A 15,557-nucleotide genomic window follows, 5' to 3' on the forward strand; every position below is an offset into this window, starting at 1 on the left:
TCTCACGCGCCGTCTCGGCCAGACTGGGCGGCGTGGTAGAGGATGCGTTCCGCGTCGCGAAGGCTTTCCGGCCCGGCGGGCGGCCTCTGCCCAGACCGAAATCGGTAGGTCGGTGGTAAAGAGGATATCGCGCTCGATGCCCATGCGGATAGGCAGCCGGACCGACGTCATCTCGAAGAGCGAGAAGCTGCCCTGCTCGGGATATCCGAGACCGGCGAGACCGAACATGGTGTCACCATCGGCACTCAGCTCGGTTGCGAGCCAGGTTCCTTCGTCGAGCGGATTGAAGAGCTTCACGACCGGTACGTGATCGGCGTTGCGGCCATTGGCCAGCAGGCGTTTGCGCAGTTCGTCGGTGAGGAGGATCATGCCGCCCTCCTCTCGATCTCGGCCTCATCGACGTCGGCCGGGCCTGCCCTGGCTGCACGGTCAGGTTGCGGCAGGAAGGCGAGCAGCCAGTCGGCCGCCTTGCTGGCCTGGGAGGCGGCACGCACGATGGCGCGGTTGTCTTCGCGCAGGACCTCGAGCCAGGAGGCCAGGTAGTCGGCGTGGCGCACGGTTGGCACGATGCCAAGCGAGGCGCAGCAGAAGGCTGCGTTCATCTCTGCGACCAGTTCCTCGAAAGCATATCTCTTGGTGCCGAAGGCGCCGCCGAGGTCACGGCCGACGCGGGAGGGATGGCCGGTCGCATGGCCAAGCTCGTGCAGGGCGGTGCGGTGCCAGTCGATGGTCTCGAAATAGGCCTGCGGGGGCGGCACCCGCACGTAGTCCTGCGCCGGCACATAATAGGCACTGCTGCCACCGATGCGGAAATCGATACCTGTCGCCTTGATCAGCGCCTCGACTGTAGGCTCGATCAATCCGGGTTCCGGTGCAGGCGGAGCCGCGGCCAGATCGTCTGGCAGATTTTCGCATTGCGCGACGTTGAACACGGTGAAGCGCTTAAGGAACGGTATGGCCTGTGCTGCCTCGCCGGTTTCCCGCGCGCGATGCTTCTCGTCGTCAGGAATGAAGCGGTCAGCATAGACGACGGTGGTCCCGTGTTCGCCCTTGCGGACATGGCCGCCCAGCGACAGTGCCTGGCGGAAAGTCAGCCAGCTTTGGACGGGAAAGCCATGCTCGACGACCGCACCCCACAGGATCAGCACGTTGATCCCGGAATAGGCGCGGCCAGTCGTGGCATTGGCCGGCATGGCGAGGGGCGCTTGCCCCGCCGTCGTTCCCCAGGGCTGCACCCAGGGGAGGCGGCCGGCTTCCAGCTCCGCGATGATCTTGTTGGTGATATCGTCATAGAGGCTTGTCCGGTCGGCGCCGGCGCGAGCGTAATGTCTGGACATCGCGGTTCTCCGCGACGGGCGCCGGAGGCCTCTCCTCCAGCCCTCAACCCGTCACGGCAAACCGGTCCGTACTCTCACTCTGGACGGCGTTGCGGGGACCTCCCGTAGAAGGGGGACGCTCTCGAATTTGGGCAAAGGCGGTCCGCGCCAAATCAAATGTCGCTAACCATCTGGTTTGGTTATTGCTACCGGACTGCGTGGCGGATGCGATCGGTAAGCGTTTGTTCGACGTCGAAATAGCCCTCCCAGGCTTCGGGCAACTGAGCCCGCGCGGCGGCGGCGAAAACATCGAAACCGTTGGCGCTTTCGCAGGAGGGCAATTCCTTCCAACTGACGGGCACCGCGCACGCCGCCCCCGCGCGTGCCCGAGTGGACCACGGACAGATTGCAGTGGAGCCCTGGCCGTTGCGCAGGTAATCGAGAAATATTCGGCCCTTGCGCTTCGACTTGCTCATGTTGGCGACGAAGCGCGACGGATCTGTACGGGCCAGCAGTTCGGCGAAGTCCTGGCAGAAGCTCTTGACCTCGTCCCAGTCTGCCTCGGGGACGAGCGGCACGACCACATGAACGCCCTTGCCGCCGGACAGCAACGGCCACGACTGCAGTCCAAGCGCTTCCAGAATGCCTCGAATGTCGAGGGCTGCCTGCTTGACGGCAGTGAAGCCCAAGCCTTCGTCGGGGTCGATGTCGAAGATCATGCGATGCGGCAGATCCGGCTGCTGGCGCAGGCTTCCCCAGACGTGGAATTCGAGCACGTTCATCTGGACGCCTGCGATCAGCCCAGCCAGGTCATCGACCCACAAGAAGCGGCTTTCCTTCCCGGACATCTTCTCCAACTGGCCGTCATGGATGGCCTTGGGCATGCCGGGCAGTCTGTGCTTCTGAAAGAAGGTCTGCTGCAGGTCGCCATCGGTATCGCGCACCAGCGACAGCGGTCGATCCTGGATGTGCGGCAGCATCTTCTCGGCGACGAGGGCGTAGTAGGCGGCGAGCGTGGCTTTGGTCACCTTGGTCCCGGGATACATGACCTTGTCTGGATGCGTCAGCTTGACGCCGACAGCAGCGGCGATCTCCTTGCCGGTTCCCGGGTCCAGATTGGCGGAGCCAAGAGTTGCCGGCGTCTTCGGCATTTCCATCACCACCTGGTCGGCTCGCTTGTCTTCGCGCATGCCCTCGAAGCTTGGATGCCGCAAGCTGCCGTCCGGTGTCACTTCGGCATAGGTGACCTCGGCAACTAGCTCGGGCTTCACCCACTTGGCACGGCGGGCAATGTCTCTCGGAACGGAGACGAAAGCCGGTTTCTCAACACGGCGTTTCTCGAGCTTCGCGAGGATGTCCTTGCGCATCGCCGCGGTGAACCCCGTGCCGACGCGGCCGCGATAGATGAGCTTGCCATTCTCGTAAGTGCCGAGGATCATCGATGCCATGCCACGTCCTGTGTCACTTGGGCGGTAGCCGCCGACGACGAATTCCTGTCGCTTCGTGCACTTGATCTTGAGCCAACTCCCGGTGCGGTCGCCGACGTAGGAGCTGTCGGCGCGCTTGGCGATGACGCCTTCGTGGCCGCCCTCGCACATGGCGTCGAACACCCTTCTGCCCTGATCGACGATGTGGCTGGAGAATTGCAGGCTGTCGTCAGGGCGGCGCGCGCCCAGCAGGGACTCAAGTCGCGCCTTGCGCTCAAGGAGCGGCAGGGTCGAGAGATCTTCGCCATCGAATTCAAGCAGATCGAAGGCGTAGAACTTGAGGGGCATACCCGCGGCAATGCCGGTTTTCAGCATGGAGAAGTTCGAGCGGCCTTGGCTGTCGATGGCGACGATCTCACCATCGATCAGAACCGCGCCTTTGGTCAGTCTCTGAAGCGGCGGCAGGATGACCTTGAACTGTCGGGTCCAGTCGTGGCCATTGCGGGTATAGACGACAACGTTCGAGCCGGAGATGGCGACTTGGGCACGATAGCCATCGAACTTCATCTCGAAGAGCCAATCCCCGCCCACCGGTATGTGGTCAGTCAATGTGCAGAGCTGGAAGGACCGAAATGCCGGCAGCGGATATGTAGGGATAGATTCTGAGTCTCTGCGCCGTGTGCGCCTTTTGCTGATGCTGAGGGTGCCATCTACAGCCGACATGCGGATCTCGGGTCCATGGTCCGATTCAATACCCTGCCTGGGATTCGGTTCCATGCCCAAGCACCCCGCGCCGGCGATCGTCGGCGCTCAAAGGAAGAACGGCGTATAAGCCGCAGTCCTGCGCGCGTCCGCGAATGCGGACATTGTCGCGCGCGGGACGGAGGAAATTCGCCCCCGCCGCGGGCGGTTAACAGGACAGCCGTAGGAGCGTTCTCTAATTGCGGGTCTGGGGTCAACCGTTTTCTAACCTATCCGATGTCCGGTAGCGGTGTCTCAGTTTGAAATTGTCGGCTTGGCTGGGTTCGGCGCCGCGAGGATCGCGGCTAGCAATTCAGCCGACGCGTCCAGACCTGCCACAGCCTTGTGCAGCGCAGTGGTTGCGGCTGCTAGGTGATCTTCTGGCTTGCCGTTGTCGTTTGCGAGATCGGCCTTCACTGGCAGCTTCATGGCGCGACTATGCGCCTTGCGGGAGCGGTCTACAACCGCATGACCGGGCTTGGACGAATGACATGCCTCCTGCCGGTTTCAGCGTTCTCTTCGTGGTCGAACAGTGCTCGCCACAGCATGGCATCGGACGCTGCGGCTCCCAATGTCAGCAACGCAGTCCGCTCCGATGGAAGGGCTGCATAGCTCCTGGCGGGTTTGCCGCTGCTCGTCCCGGCAAGGGACAAGATTACCGTCGAGCGACGGATTTCTTCGGGTTCACCTCCATCTTCATGCGACTGCCTCCGCTCCAGCGGCCGACCATCGGAAGGATACGCCATCCACCCACATGCGGTGCATGACTACTGCCAGCTTTCGTGCGACGGCGATCTTTGCCTTCTTCAAGCCGCTCCGCTTGGCGATCCGGAGGCCCCAGGCTTTGAGCGCCGACCACTTCTCGACCCTCGTCAGGAGCGTGCCAGCGGCCTCAAATAAATAGGTACGGACAAGACTGTCTCCGCATTTTGAGATGCCCCTGTTGCGATCAATTTCACCCGACTGATAACATCGCGGTGTCAGGCCGAAGTACGCGCCAACGCTTCTGGATTTCGCAAACTTGGACGGATCATCGACCGCTGTCACGAACGCGAGGGCCGTGAGGACGCCCACGCCAGGAATGGCCATAAGCTGCCGGCACACAGCACTCGCTCGAGCACGGCTCATCAGTTGGCGGTCAAGCTGCCGAATCTGCTCCTTCAGGCAGGAATGGACGCACAGCATCGACCGCACGGTTTGATTGAGCATGGGGTCGCTATTGTCGCACGCCTCATCCACGAGCCGTTCGAACGGCTCGCCCGTTCGTCTTGACAGAACGACGCCGAACGTTTTGAGAATGCCCCTGATCTGGTTGGTGACCTCTACCCGCATTCCGACGAGTTGAGCTCGTGCTCCAAGCATCGAGCGGACCGCGTGGCTGTCGAGACTCTTTACCCCGACCTCCCGATACCAGCCCGCCTTGACGATCTGGGCCAATCCATGTGCATCATTCTTGTCGGTCTTGTTTACCTGGCCACTCATGGTCGCCTGCGCATGGCGGGAATCAAGACACAGCACCGGTAGCCCCATCGCCTTCAACGCGTGCCAGTGCCAGGTGGACAGGGGACCGCTTTCGAGCCCAATGCGTACAACATCTGGTGCCTTGGATCTGATGTTTCCGGCTATGTCTTCTGGCGTCGATAGACACCTTCCTTGCCAGACAATCTTACCGTCGCTGCCGATAACGCACAGGTGGGTCATCTCCTGCGAGACATCTAACCCAACAAATTGGTCCATGTTGGCCTCCTTGAGAATCAGTGACGGCGAAGAATCTAGCATCGCCCGCAATTACCCCATGTCAGCATAGCGCCGGCCGCAGGACGGGACGCGGGACCGACTGTCCCCGTCCGCGGCGGTCATCGTTTGCATTCAGGATATGGATGCGACCGGCATCGTTCGCGCGCATTTGCTTTTCTCGACTGTGTCGCCGCTGATCGGCGACGATAGGATTGGCCGATACATCGGCGAGTTGGTATGAAAGAGTCTCGCACGTCATGGCCATTGAGGTGCAGCAGGTCGGCGACGAAGTGGAGGTAGTGCAGCGGCGTGTGAGATGAGGCACATGTGGGGCAGCATCAACCACTGGCGGGGCGATGCTGGCCCGGCCGAGTCTCGCAAGGTCGGCAAACCAGGCAACACACGCACGATAGGCCTTGGGCCGACCCGACCCGTTTGACGTCTGGCTATTCCATGTCCGGAACGTCGCCGCAGACGAATAGCGTCGTGGGCGGCCCATAGTCACCGAGCGCTGGGTCTGCATCACGGCTCCAGGCTATGACACCAACGTGGCCTGACGACAAAGCCTTAGCCGTGCGGACTGCGCGTTCTTCGCTCTGCTGGTCGGTGGGACCGTAAGCGGCAAAAAGCTCGCCGTCTTCGCCTCGATCAAACGCAACGACCACAATCAGCTTCGGCTTAGTCTGCGTGGGCAGCATATTGTCCGACATTCAAACCTCCTAGAGGAACCGTTCCCCGTCGTCGCGATGCTTCAGGCAGAACCAGTGCGATGGCTGCCGCGGCCGGGCAAAGCCGAAACCTCCATCCTTATCGCAGCCGGGGTGCTCGCACGGACGATTGGCAACGCGTCGTCGGTCGCGCGGCGGCGCTGTCATGCCTTCGGCAAGCCGGCTCGGTTCGTCGCTCATAACGGGTTGATCGGCCCGACCAGGCCGGGATAGTCGTTGGGCAATTTGTTGACGGCGCTCGTATTCACTTCACGACCAACGCGATTGAATTGAAGCTCGCCGTCGATGTCGTGGCGGAGAATGTCCTTGAGACTGTCCTTGGGTGTCGCAGGATCCAACCACGCGTCATAGTAGGCTTGGTCGAGGATGAGCGGCTGCCGATCGTGCAACTGCTTCATCGGGTCGCCCGCAGGCTCTGTGATGATGGTGCAGCTGGTGATGTCGAGATTGGAATTGTAGGCCCAGAGGCCGGCGAACGAGAAGGGCGCGTGGTCTGGCTGGTAAATGTGCCATGGATCTTTCTTGCCGTCCGCCGGTGAAATGGTCCATTCGTAGAAGCCATCCGCCGGGATCAGGCAGCGCTTCGATTTGAAGGCGTCGCGAAAGGCCGGAGCTGTTTCGATGCCCTCAATTCTCGCATTAAACATCGCCGCCTTCGGCATCTCCTTTGCCCAGAAGGGGACCAGCCACCAGCGCCCTTCGCGGAGCTTGTGATTGCCGTCTTCGCCGGCTGTTACGAACGGGACATCCTGGGTCGGCGCAATGTTGTAGCGTGGCTCGTCATTGCGGCCGGTTTCTGCCGGCGCCGTCAGTCGGTAGAGCCGGTGGATTTCAGACCATGACAGGTATCTGGTGAAGCGACCGCACATTACTTGCCCCTGATTTCGCAAACCCCGCTAATTCACAGTCCCGCGCGCCAAGTTAGCGTATGCGGTCTTGAATTCGCGTTGGATCTGGCCTTGCACGATGCGGGACAACTCCCTTGCCTCTTCCTCGCTAGACATGAGGCTGACGATTAGATCGGCAATAATCCAGCCACTCGCATATAGGGCACCGTCCGGAGTAAGCTTGTTTAAGACCTTGCATGCCTTCTTGACCGCCTTCTCGATTTCCGGGCGGTCGCGCATAATATTGGCAATCAGCTCGTCTTGCCGTTTCTCGGCGGTGTAAAGCACCTCAATCATTAGTTTCTCTCCTTCGCTGCGGCCACGGCTTCCGGCGGCTGGTGTCACTCTACCAGTTGTAAGAAAAGGTGGTTTTCCGGGACTGCCTCCACAGGCCAATCGGCGCAGCATGCAGCAATTGACGCCTTGTTCGCATCCATCCAAACGCTCGCCGCGTTGTCGTCATCATCATTAGGCTCTTCGTCGGCCGAAAAGCTGGCGTCATCCCAGCCTTCCAACGCGAACATTCCATCGGCCGCCTGCTCAGGCGATATCCCAGCTGCGGCAAAGACAGCTTTTGCGGCTTCGATCCCTCGCTGTTTTTCTTCAGGCAGAGCGCCCTTGATCTCTAAACTGAGCTGCATGGCTCGCATCCTGTGGCTATCGTGCCGACAGTGAACAAAATGAGAACGACAGAGTCAAGATGATCTTGACTGATGAGGAATATGTTCCTCTTTTAGGCGTTATGGCGCACGACCCGATCGACACGCTGGGAAAGGCGACCCGGCACAACATGCTTGTGAAGGCTGAGTGCAGTTGCGGCAACGTCCGCTACTGCCGGTCGGCCGACCTGATGATGGTCTATGGCGGAGGCGTCGATCCTCAGAAGCTGAAATTCGACTGCAACCGCTGCAAGCCACAGATCAAAATTACCTTGCTGGAGGTGCATCCCGAGCATCTGCCGAAGCGCTTGATGATCCACAAGCCGATGAAGATCGACGGCAAGGTCGTCTGGCACACAGAGAGATTTCGAGGATAGGACATGGCCAGGTCGAAAGGTTCGCAGCAATTATCACAGGCTGAAATTGAGCGCTTTGTGACGGCAGCGGAGGCACTGCACTTAAGTATCATCAAGCCGTTTATATCGCCCCATAGCGACCACTACCGGCAGACGCGCGTCCTGCATGAGGTGCTGTTGAAAGCCGTGCGGGAAGTCACCGGGAAGGAAGTGGCGTTCATCCAGTGGAACGGGACAGGGCCGTCCAAGCCGTAGCGTGGCTCTAGACGTTTTCGCAGCCGATCCCATCGCCGTCGCGGTCCAGATCATAGATATCCGTGCCGACAACAGTGACCGGGCCGCGTACCTAGGCGGACCATTGCCCTTTCCGGAGGAGCAATCGACGTCGCTGGCGATTGGAACGCAGGCTCCCGCGTAGTTTGGGTCGCACGCGTCTTCGGCATGAGCGCAGCCGACGAAAGATGCCACACCAAAAGCGACCGCGCCTACACGACGGAGCCGCCGGCTGGATCCTTATCCGAATCAGCGCTGTATCTCAGTCGTCTATCTCTTCGCCTTCATCGTCTTCGTCCGAACCGCGAGACGGGTCTTCGACGAATGTTTGGCAGCCCTCATTAAATGATTGGCTGTTTGAGCTGCAGTCGCTGTCGTTGGAAATCTGATTTTGCTCAGCCCAGTCGTAGCCAGCTTTATGCCCGGAACAATCTTCGGTGCAGTCATTTCCTCCGAAAGTCCCCTGCGCATGACATGGCGTAGCTGATGCCGCCGCAAGCATCAATGTGCCCAAGTGGAACAGCCTTCGAATTCTCATCTGCGCCCCCCATGGTGAGCAACGCTGCTATCTAGGCGCCGCGAATATGCCTACTCGCACGAACCCAAATCACGCAATTTGGTCCTGATATCAGTGGCAGTGATACTCGCCAGTCTTGTGGTTGGTATGGCACCCATTGGCATCGGTGCCGCCGCCGTGTGCGAAGGTATCCACCGAAAATGCCAACATGGTCAAAGCCGCCATGGCGGCAAGAATTGTAGATTTCATATCGCCCTCCAAGATAATTCGGACAGAAGAGCACTATCGCGGAGTTAGCACAACTGGCTGATTGCAAATTACCTACTGGTTAAGTGCCGATCTTCAATATCCAATATTGCTCCCGCGCATCAAGATCGGCCGATGAAATGGCGAGCGACGGGCTTAGACGCCCAATTGCGCGGCCATCTTTTGCGTGGCCGCCGTTGTCCGGTCAATGCCGCTGGTGATCGACAGCAGATGTCGTTTCGTCGAAAGAAATTCCGAGTCGCTGCAATCGGCCACAGCGCGCTTGAATAGGGCTCGCATGGCGATGAGCGCGACCTGCCGTTACCAGATCACAGACCAGCGAGGCATCTGTCGGCGCAAGTTGATTTGCGACGGCCTTTCGGATCGCAAAGCTTCGCGAACTCGGCTTTCTCAAAACGGGTCAACGGCGCGGCGGCGGAAAATCAGGGGATTTGGGATTTGTCTTGGCCATGACTTCTGTACACGATTCAAAAATCATTCTTCGCCGCAAAAAAATGCCGCATCTGTGGTCGTTCGTCGACACGCAACCGACATGTCCCTCCGTCGCGCAGTCGCTGTGGTAATGGGGGTGCCACCGCCCCGGCGCCACAACGGCCTGTGGCGAGTTTCGATCAGCCTGGCTGACTCATAGCAGCCCGAATGCCATTGCGGTGAGAAAGGCCACCACTAGCACCACCAGGACCCCAATAATCAGCCAGACGGCGCTCTTGGCGTCCATTTAGACCCTCAACTGCCGGTTCAATTGATCACATAGCGCGACGCGAAGACGCTCACCAGTCACTGTGACTCCAGCGGATACGCGTCCTGGGCGAACTGACGGGCGTTTGTGGATAGGGACTACTGTGGGAGCATGGGTTCGAAAAGTGGGAATATTCGCGCGCAAAAGGCCGGCCGGCTTACCGGCCTGTCGCGCGGTCAGTCTCAACTGGTTGCCGGCTTGGATGTAGGCGGCTCACGGCGAGCGAGCAGCTTGTCGATCCGCCTTCCATCCATATCGAGGATCTCGAAGCGCCAGCCCTCGTAGTCAAAGTGCTCACCGGCTTCCGGCAAGTGCCCAAGGCGGGACAAGGCGAACCCAGCGATCGTGTGAAAATCCCCTTCGGCAGACCCCGATCGGAATCCTAGGCGAGCGAACGCATCGTGCGCCAGCATCATTCCGTCGATGAGCAAGGACCCGTCATCGCGCTCGATGACATCAGGGTCCTCATTGTCCAGGTCAGGAAGGTCGCCTGCGATGGCTTCGAGCAGATCGGTCTGGGTGACGATCCCCTCCAGAGCGCCATATTCGTCGATGACGATCGCCAGGCGCACCGGCGTCCGCTTGAACTGATCGAGTACACGGAAAATCGGCGTTGCCTCGTGAACGATCAAAGGTTCTCGGATGACCGCAATCGGGTCAAGCATTTTGCCGTCGAGCACCTGGTCGAGAAGGTCCTTCTTCAGAATCATGCCAAGCGGTTCGTCTATCCCCCCACGGCCGACCAGAAGCTGCTCATGGCGACATTGCCGGATGGTGCGCAGAATCTCGTCAGGGATGTCGTCGGTATCGATCCAGTCGATATCGCGTCGCGGTGTCATGATGTCGGCAATGCGCCGATCGCCGATGTTGAAGACACGCTCGACCAGTTCCTGTTGTGTCTGATGAAGGAGCCCTGCCTCCTGGCTTGCCGCCACGAGCAGCTTCAGCTCTTCGGGCGAATGCAAGGACTCCTCGCCTGTGCCCGGACGCAGACCGCACAGACGCAGCACCAGATTGCCGAGACCGTTGAGAACAAGGATCGCCGGCCTGAGCAGGAACAGGAACAGACCGAGAGGGCGGACGACCCGAAGTGCCGTGCTCTCGCTGCGCTGGAGCGCCAGACTTTTCGGCGCTAGTTCACCCAGGACAATGTGTAGCGCGGTTATGATGATGAAGGCGATTGCGACGGCAATGGTGTGCGAAGCTGCCGTGGCCAGCGACCCCATCACTCCCAAGAGGAGTGGCTCGATCAGATGAGCGAGTGCAGGCTCGCCGACCCAACCGAGCGCCAGCGATGAGATGGTGATGCCGAGCTGAGTTGCTGCAAGGTTCGCATCGAGATTCACCAAAGCCCGTTGAAGGAGGCTGGCGTTCGAGCGTCCAGCTGTAGCCAATTCGTCGACGCGGCTTCGTCTAACCGCGACCAGCGCAAATTCGGCGGCGACAAAGAAGCCGTTGGCGCCTACGAGTAGGAGAACCAACAGAATTCCAAGAATGTCGCGTAGACTACCATCGTCCGCAGGCATGATATCCTCTTTATGAAACAGCCACTCTCATCTCTCAAGCGCGTTTGCCGCCGTCGTGGAACCGCCGTTGGCCATCATTGCGGAGCGATCACCGCAGCTCCGCCTCTGACAATCAGGGGCAAGATAGCCAAATCCGCGCTGAGTATCCTACCCCCACAAAAAATCCGCCGGCGCGAACCGGCGGGCCAGAAATCGGATAGAAAAAGAACCGGTCATGCCGGCCGAACTAAATGTGGCGTCTGGGTAGTGGAAGTCAATGGACCCGCCGCGTAGAGATCGCCTTTGATCCAGTGATTTAGCAATATCACCCCGATGCCGGCGAGGATCGCCAGCGCTATCATCCAAATGATCTTCTGACGGTCGCTCAATGTTCTAAACCCAAACCCGAACCACGCGTGCCGGCACTTAATGGCACGACGTCGTTAATTGCAATGTGATCCCTATGAGAATCGCTGTGGCCTTGGCGGTCGGTCAAACTTTCTCATTTCGACGAGATTTGCCAGACAGCCACGCCAGTAAGAATAAGGCCGGCGGTACCTTCGATAGTTCGCGATATCACATCGAACAGGCGCGGCCGACGGTCGAAGAAATGCACCAGCCGTTCCCGAAACAGGATCGACAGAACTGCCACGCAAGACAACGTCAGTGCCACGCCGGCCATCATGGTGATTGCAAAGAGTATGCCCGCGACCGGAACACCTCTTGAGATCGCGAAGGTCATCGCGAAGAGCGTCAATGGACATGGGATCAAACCGGCCATGACGCCCACAACCTCGCCTTCATGCTGATGGTGATGACCGTGGCTGAGCGCCCGCCAAAGCATCCACAGACCAATTAACCCGAGCAGGCCACGACTGACATCCTCCAAAAGCGGCGCCCGGCCGACGCTGCCCAGCGCAATCGAGACCAATGGCAACGAGAGGGCTGCAATCACAACGGCAATCGTGACATGGGTGAAGGAGAGTGTCAGCGACACCAGTAGGCCGCGACGGATGCTGGCATCCGATCCGGCCAAATAGGTAGCCAGCACGGCTTTGCTGTGTCCGGGTGTCAAAGCATGCGCAGCTCCGAACAGGACACCCATCGGCAGGAAGGCAGTGAACGCCAGCCAGTCGCCCCCGGCTGACAGCAATTTGATCTGTTCGGCGAGCGCCAAGTATATCGTGCGTTGAAACTCGACCAGGGTTTGGAAAAACACGTTCTATCCGTTCCGCCGCTTCAACCGCACGTCAATTCAAGGCGTGTCGCGAATATCTTGCCGAGATCGGTTCCGGTCGGATCGCTGAAGAAGGCATCCGTCAATTTCGTCTGATTCTGTGCGATTGCGGTATTCGGATCGGGGCGGACGACGGCCCTCGTGCAATCTTTCGGTAGGCCAGCCACGGCGATCTTATCGTCATCGGTGAAATCGATCGCGGTGTAGAAGGTCGGATCGTAGACGCCGATGCTCACCTTGCCGGCGAGCGCCAACGTGTCTTTCGGCTGCGTCTCGAATTGGATGACGAGTTGATTGTTCTCGTAGCTAGTGACCAGCCTCGCCGGCGGCGTCATCGCCACGTCCTTGCCTTCCGCAGTGACCATTTGGAAATAATTGTATTCTTCCAGTGAGGCATGGATGGTGAGGGCGGCGGCGTCGAGTTCTTCGGCGTCGAGAGTAAGGTCGGAATTCTTGTCGAACTCCATCAGCACCGTCGAGGAGAAGAGCTCGTCGAACCGCCAGAGATGCTTGAGCGACTTGACCGACTTGTCAGCGCCAACCGTTAGGTCCAAACGGGCTTCCGCGAAGACATGAGGATGAGCGCCGGCCGCGACGGTGGAGGCGAGCAGGAGCGCCACGCCAAAAATCGTGCTGGTCAGTCGCATTTGCGCTCGCTTTCTCGTCATTGCGCGCCAACCGAGTGATCTGGCAGCGCAAGCAGGCTAAATTGGGACGCGGCCCGCGAAGCCTTTTCAATCATCGACGATCGAACTTGCTATGATGGCGTTCGCTGTGCCCCGAACGGCTGGCGACGTCAAATGCACGAGCTGCTTGCGATTGCCCGCGATCAGTATGAACAGCCGGGAAACCTGCCTGCCCTTCCTCTCCTCGCCGATTTTTTCGGCGTCGGTGCGGTGGAAGAACCGTTTTTCAAACTCGGCGCGGTCGACATCGAAAAGCTTGAGCGAGCAGGTCTGGACGGACCTGCCGTCCATGGTCGCCCTGGTCACCGCGACCATCGTTCCGGCCGGAAGGTCGTCGCCGGTGACCTGCCATCCGCGGAACGCCTTCATGGCATCCACAGGAGCAAGTGCCGCGCCGTCGACGAGCGGCGTCCATCCGCGCGTCTTTGCCAATGTCGCGGTTCGCTCGAAGTCGGGGCCGTGCGCCAGGCATGTCGCGTGGAAGGCATCCAGCGCCCGGTCGACGCCATCGGCATGCGCAAGCGGTGATGCCAACCATGCGGCCGCAAGCGTCAAGGACAAGTAGGTCTTGGGCATTCGGTAGACTCGCGTATCGAAGCAGGCCGGGATAGCCAATCGGCAAGATAGCGCCGCGGCGGCTGCGCACACAAGGCAGCGCGGCCCGCGACTACCGGCCCGCGCGTCTTCCTGGCGGCGGCGCGCCCGGTCCGGTCGCCGCGGCATGCCGCGCTCAGGCAGGCAGGATCTTGTCCGTGGTCGCGCGCACATAATCGAGGTTCATGGTACCGACGGCGCCGGTATCGTCGACCCTGAAGCCTGTCTCGACCAGTAGAGTTCCGACCGCATTCATGTCGATATGCCCGTGCCGATGGAGCCTCGGCAATGTGGATTCGTGCAGCGGCCTTCCGAAGTCGATAAGCAGCAGTCGGCCTCCCGGCTTCAGAACCCGCTCCGCTTCACGAAAGAAGGTCGATCGGTCGGGTTTCGGCAGGTGATGCAGCATGAGCGTACCGATCACGATGTCGAATTGGCCATCTTCGAAGGGAAGTTCCTGGGCCGTCGCCTGGACGAAGGTCAGATCAACGCCGGCTCGCGTAGCCTTGACGCGCGCCCTCTCGACCATTTCGACCGATGCGTCGACGCCCGTGACGCGTCCGACCGCTCCGACCAACCGTCTCGCGGCTATGGCAAGCGTGCCCGTACCGCAGGCGACATCGAGCATCGCCTCGCCGGGCTGGAGCCTTGCCAGACGCAGCATCAATTCACGGAACCGGTCCTCGCGGCCCCAAGTCAGGACGCGCGTAAGCAGGTCATAGCCGACCGCCCTATGCAGGACGATGCCGATGCCCCTTTCGCCGGCGCCATGCGCGCCGGCGGTCCGCATGTGACGAAAGCCGCCCCAGAGTGCGAATGCCGCGACCGCGGCGAGGATGAGGCCGTGGACTGCAGCCGTCCAAGCACCGGCATTGAGATAGCCGTCCCCGAAATGAAGCATTAGCAGAAAACCGGCGACCAGCGACAGTTTGACGAGCACGGCAAGCATAATAACGCCCTTTCGCGAATGCTGTCCGTTTCCAGCCCGATGACCAAATTGGTGCATTTCCTTTTGCCTCCTCGTCCGTTTCCGGAGTGCTCAAGGCATTCTTGAGCTTCTGGACTTGGCGTATCATACTGGACAGATTGTCCAGTAGCGCTGTTGCTGGACAACGGACCGCTGAACGTCCGAAACCGCACGGTGGAAAGAGCAATGACCATTAAAATCGAGCGGCCCGACGACAGGGGTACGATCGACCGTCGTGTCGCGCGCACGCGCGCCATGCTGCAGGACGCGCTGATTGCCCTGATCCCAGAGTGCGGCTATGCGGCTCTCACCGTGGAAGACATCTGCCAGAAAGCTGATGTCGGCAGGTCGACCTTCTATACGCACTATGCCGGCAAGGACGAATTGCGCAGCGCGGCCCTTGAGGCGCATCTGCTGTCGCTGAGCAGGCGCGTGTCGGCAGACGAAAAGACAGGCAACCGCCCGTTCGAATTCAGCCTGCCGATGTTCGAGCACGCGCGGGCGTTCCGGTCGCTTCACAAGGCGCTACTTGCGAGCAGCGGCGACACGATCCACGATCAATTGCGTGAACGCATACGGCGCGCAGTGCGAACCGAACTGTCTGGCAAGCGGATCGGCGACGCGGGCGTGCCGCTGGAATTCGTCGTCCAGTTCATATCGGGAGCCTTTCTCTCGGTGCTTGCCTGGTGGATCGCCGAGGACGCCAGCCTCTCGCCGGCCCAGGTCGACGACCTGTTCCAGCGGATGGCGGGTTCAGCTCTTCCGGGTCGGTCACCCTAGCAAGAGCTTCCAAATCCAGATCTCGCGCCGGTTGAGGCTAACGTTCCTCGGGCGGCCGAATCTTGCGAAACGTCGTGAGCAAAAGGATTTCGTAGATGGTGTTCAAGCCACCGCGATGAGAATTGGTCAGCCGAATCCGGA

At 60.2% G+C, this 15,557-nt stretch carries 18 protein-coding genes and 1 pseudogene; 3 read left to right on the forward strand and 16 right to left on the reverse strand.

The window, feature by feature from the left end:
* Nucleotides 1-2: 2 nt before the first annotated feature.
* From X757_RS01000000164445 to X757_RS162235, 9 genes and pseudogenes are all read right to left on the reverse strand, one after another.
* Nucleotides 3-369: pseudogene (locus X757_RS01000000164445) on the reverse strand (DUF2958 domain-containing protein).
* Nucleotides 366-1,337, reverse strand: coding sequence for an ArdC family protein (locus X757_RS162265; protein WP_023725066.1), 972 nt, complete (start codon nt 1,335-1,337; stop codon nt 366-368). The pseudogene X757_RS01000000164445 and the gene X757_RS162265 overlap by 4 nt, the downstream one beginning before the upstream one ends.
* Nucleotides 1,338-1,522: 185 nt before the next feature.
* Nucleotides 1,523-3,520: a DNA ligase D gene (gene ligD, locus X757_RS162260; RefSeq protein ID WP_023725067.1), complete on the reverse strand. Its 1,998-nt coding sequence runs from the start codon at nt 3,518-3,520 to the stop codon at nt 1,523-1,525.
* Between the two features lie 219 nt (nt 3,521-3,739).
* Nucleotides 3,740-3,913, reverse strand: coding sequence for a hypothetical protein (locus X757_RS1000000167705; protein WP_023725068.1), 174 nt, complete (start codon nt 3,911-3,913; stop codon nt 3,740-3,742).
* 267 nt (nt 3,914-4,180) lie between these two features.
* The gene (locus tag X757_RS162255) at nt 4,181-5,221 is read right to left on the reverse strand and encodes an IS110 family transposase (protein WP_023725069.1); all 1,041 of its coding nucleotides are present in this window, start codon (nt 5,219-5,221) and stop codon (nt 4,181-4,183) included.
* Between the two features lie 446 nt (nt 5,222-5,667).
* Nucleotides 5,668-5,931, reverse strand: coding sequence for a hypothetical protein (locus X757_RS162250; protein ID WP_023725070.1), 264 nt, complete (start codon nt 5,929-5,931; stop codon nt 5,668-5,670).
* Nucleotides 5,932-6,125: 194 nt separating this feature from the next.
* Complete coding sequence (locus X757_RS162245; protein ID WP_023725071.1) at nt 6,126-6,818, reverse strand: SOS response-associated peptidase; 693 nt, start codon at nt 6,816-6,818, stop codon at nt 6,126-6,128.
* A gap of 27 nt (nt 6,819-6,845) precedes the next feature.
* Complete coding sequence (locus X757_RS162240) at nt 6,846-7,133, reverse strand: hypothetical protein (protein ID WP_023725072.1); 288 nt, start codon at nt 7,131-7,133, stop codon at nt 6,846-6,848.
* Between the two features lie 44 nt (nt 7,134-7,177).
* Entirely contained in the window at nt 7,178-7,477 is a 300-nt protein-coding gene (locus X757_RS162235) for a hypothetical protein (protein WP_023725073.1), read from the reverse strand.
* A gap of 65 nt (nt 7,478-7,542) precedes the next feature.
* Here X757_RS162235 and X757_RS162230 point away from each other — a divergent pair, with 65 nt between their 5' ends.
* Both X757_RS162230 and X757_RS162225 read left to right on the forward strand, forming a co-directional pair.
* Complete coding sequence (locus X757_RS162230) at nt 7,543-7,872, forward strand: hypothetical protein (RefSeq protein ID WP_245265537.1); 330 nt, start codon at nt 7,543-7,545, stop codon at nt 7,870-7,872.
* Between the two features lie 3 nt (nt 7,873-7,875).
* A complete protein-coding gene (locus X757_RS162225; RefSeq protein ID WP_023696809.1) occupies nt 7,876-8,106 on the forward strand; it encodes a hypothetical protein in 231 nt (76 codons plus the stop codon).
* Between the two features lie 280 nt (nt 8,107-8,386).
* Here the strand turns inward: X757_RS162225 and X757_RS1000000166135 are convergent, their stop codons facing one another.
* The 7 genes from X757_RS1000000166135 to X757_RS1000000165605 form a co-directional block, all read right to left on the reverse strand.
* On the reverse strand, nt 8,387-8,638 hold the full coding sequence (locus X757_RS1000000166135) for a hypothetical protein (protein WP_245263712.1): 252 nt from the start codon (nt 8,636-8,638) through the stop codon (nt 8,387-8,389).
* 114 nt (nt 8,639-8,752) lie between these two features.
* Nucleotides 8,753-8,890: a YHYH domain-containing protein gene (locus X757_RS1000000167710; protein ID WP_023669898.1), complete on the reverse strand. Its 138-nt coding sequence runs from the start codon at nt 8,888-8,890 to the stop codon at nt 8,753-8,755.
* 939 nt (nt 8,891-9,829) lie between these two features.
* Nucleotides 9,830-11,173: a hemolysin family protein gene (locus X757_RS162220; RefSeq protein WP_023725074.1), complete on the reverse strand. Its 1,344-nt coding sequence runs from the start codon at nt 11,171-11,173 to the stop codon at nt 9,830-9,832.
* A gap of 481 nt (nt 11,174-11,654) precedes the next feature.
* Entirely contained in the window at nt 11,655-12,371 is a 717-nt protein-coding gene (locus tag X757_RS162215; RefSeq protein ID WP_023669894.1) for a sulfite exporter TauE/SafE family protein, read from the reverse strand.
* 20 nt (nt 12,372-12,391) lie between these two features.
* Nucleotides 12,392-13,036: a DUF1007 family protein gene (locus X757_RS162210; RefSeq protein ID WP_156933377.1), complete on the reverse strand. Its 645-nt coding sequence runs from the start codon at nt 13,034-13,036 to the stop codon at nt 12,392-12,394.
* Between the two features lie 87 nt (nt 13,037-13,123).
* Complete coding sequence (locus tag X757_RS162205; protein WP_023685957.1) at nt 13,124-13,651, reverse strand: hypothetical protein; 528 nt, start codon at nt 13,649-13,651, stop codon at nt 13,124-13,126.
* Between the two features lie 154 nt (nt 13,652-13,805).
* The gene (locus X757_RS1000000165605; RefSeq protein ID WP_023725076.1) at nt 13,806-14,618 is read right to left on the reverse strand and encodes a class I SAM-dependent methyltransferase; all 813 of its coding nucleotides are present in this window, start codon (nt 14,616-14,618) and stop codon (nt 13,806-13,808) included.
* A 153-nt stretch (nt 14,619-14,771) separates the two neighbouring features.
* On the opposite strand from X757_RS1000000165605, the gene X757_RS1000000165610 reads away from it, so the two are divergent.
* Nucleotides 14,772-15,416 (forward strand): TetR/AcrR family transcriptional regulator, encoded by a 645-nt coding sequence (locus tag X757_RS1000000165610; RefSeq protein ID WP_050593903.1) that lies wholly within the window; start codon nt 14,772-14,774, stop codon nt 15,414-15,416.
* Nucleotides 15,417-15,557: the final 141 nt, after the last annotated feature.

This window comes from Mesorhizobium sp. LSHC412B00 (assembly GCF_000503035.1).
Taxonomy (GTDB): Bacteria; Pseudomonadota; Alphaproteobacteria; order Rhizobiales; family Rhizobiaceae; genus Mesorhizobium.

Excerpts from the sequence above, each read along its gene's own strand:
- X757_RS162205 (WP_023685957.1), bottom strand. The coding sequence starts at position 13,651 with ATGCCCAAGACCTACTTGTCCTTGACGCTTGCGGCCGCATGGTTGGCA.
- X757_RS162245 (WP_023725071.1), bottom strand. The coding sequence starts at position 6,818 with ATGTGCGGTCGCTTCACCAGATACCTGTCATGGTCTGAAATCCACCGG.
- X757_RS162255 (WP_023725069.1), bottom strand. The coding sequence starts at position 5,221 with ATGGACCAATTTGTTGGGTTAGATGTCTCGCAGGAGATGACCCACCTG.
- X757_RS1000000165605 (WP_023725076.1), bottom strand. The coding sequence starts at position 14,618 with ATGCTTGCCGTGCTCGTCAAACTGTCGCTGGTCGCCGGTTTTCTGCTA.
- X757_RS162265 (WP_023725066.1), bottom strand. The coding sequence starts at position 1,337 with ATGTCCAGACATTACGCTCGCGCCGGCGCCGACCGGACAAGCCTCTAT.
- ligD (WP_023725067.1), bottom strand. The coding sequence starts at position 3,520 with ATGGAACCGAATCCCAGGCAGGGTATTGAATCGGACCATGGACCCGAG.
- X757_RS1000000167705 (WP_023725068.1), bottom strand. The coding sequence starts at position 3,913 with ATGAAGCTGCCAGTGAAGGCCGATCTCGCAAACGACAACGGCAAGCCA.
- X757_RS162210 (WP_156933377.1), bottom strand. The coding sequence starts at position 13,036 with ATGCGACTGACCAGCACGATTTTTGGCGTGGCGCTCCTGCTCGCCTCC.
- X757_RS162250 (WP_023725070.1), bottom strand. The coding sequence starts at position 5,931 with ATGTCGGACAATATGCTGCCCACGCAGACTAAGCCGAAGCTGATTGTG.
- X757_RS162240 (WP_023725072.1), bottom strand. The coding sequence starts at position 7,133 with ATGATTGAGGTGCTTTACACCGCCGAGAAACGGCAAGACGAGCTGATT.
- X757_RS162235 (WP_023725073.1), bottom strand. The coding sequence starts at position 7,477 with ATGCAGCTCAGTTTAGAGATCAAGGGCGCTCTGCCTGAAGAAAAACAG.
- X757_RS1000000167710 (WP_023669898.1), bottom strand. The coding sequence starts at position 8,890 with ATGAAATCTACAATTCTTGCCGCCATGGCGGCTTTGACCATGTTGGCA.
- X757_RS162225 (WP_023696809.1), top strand. The coding sequence starts at position 7,876 with ATGGCCAGGTCGAAAGGTTCGCAGCAATTATCACAGGCTGAAATTGAG.
- X757_RS162220 (WP_023725074.1), bottom strand. The coding sequence starts at position 11,173 with ATGCCTGCGGACGATGGTAGTCTACGCGACATTCTTGGAATTCTGTTG.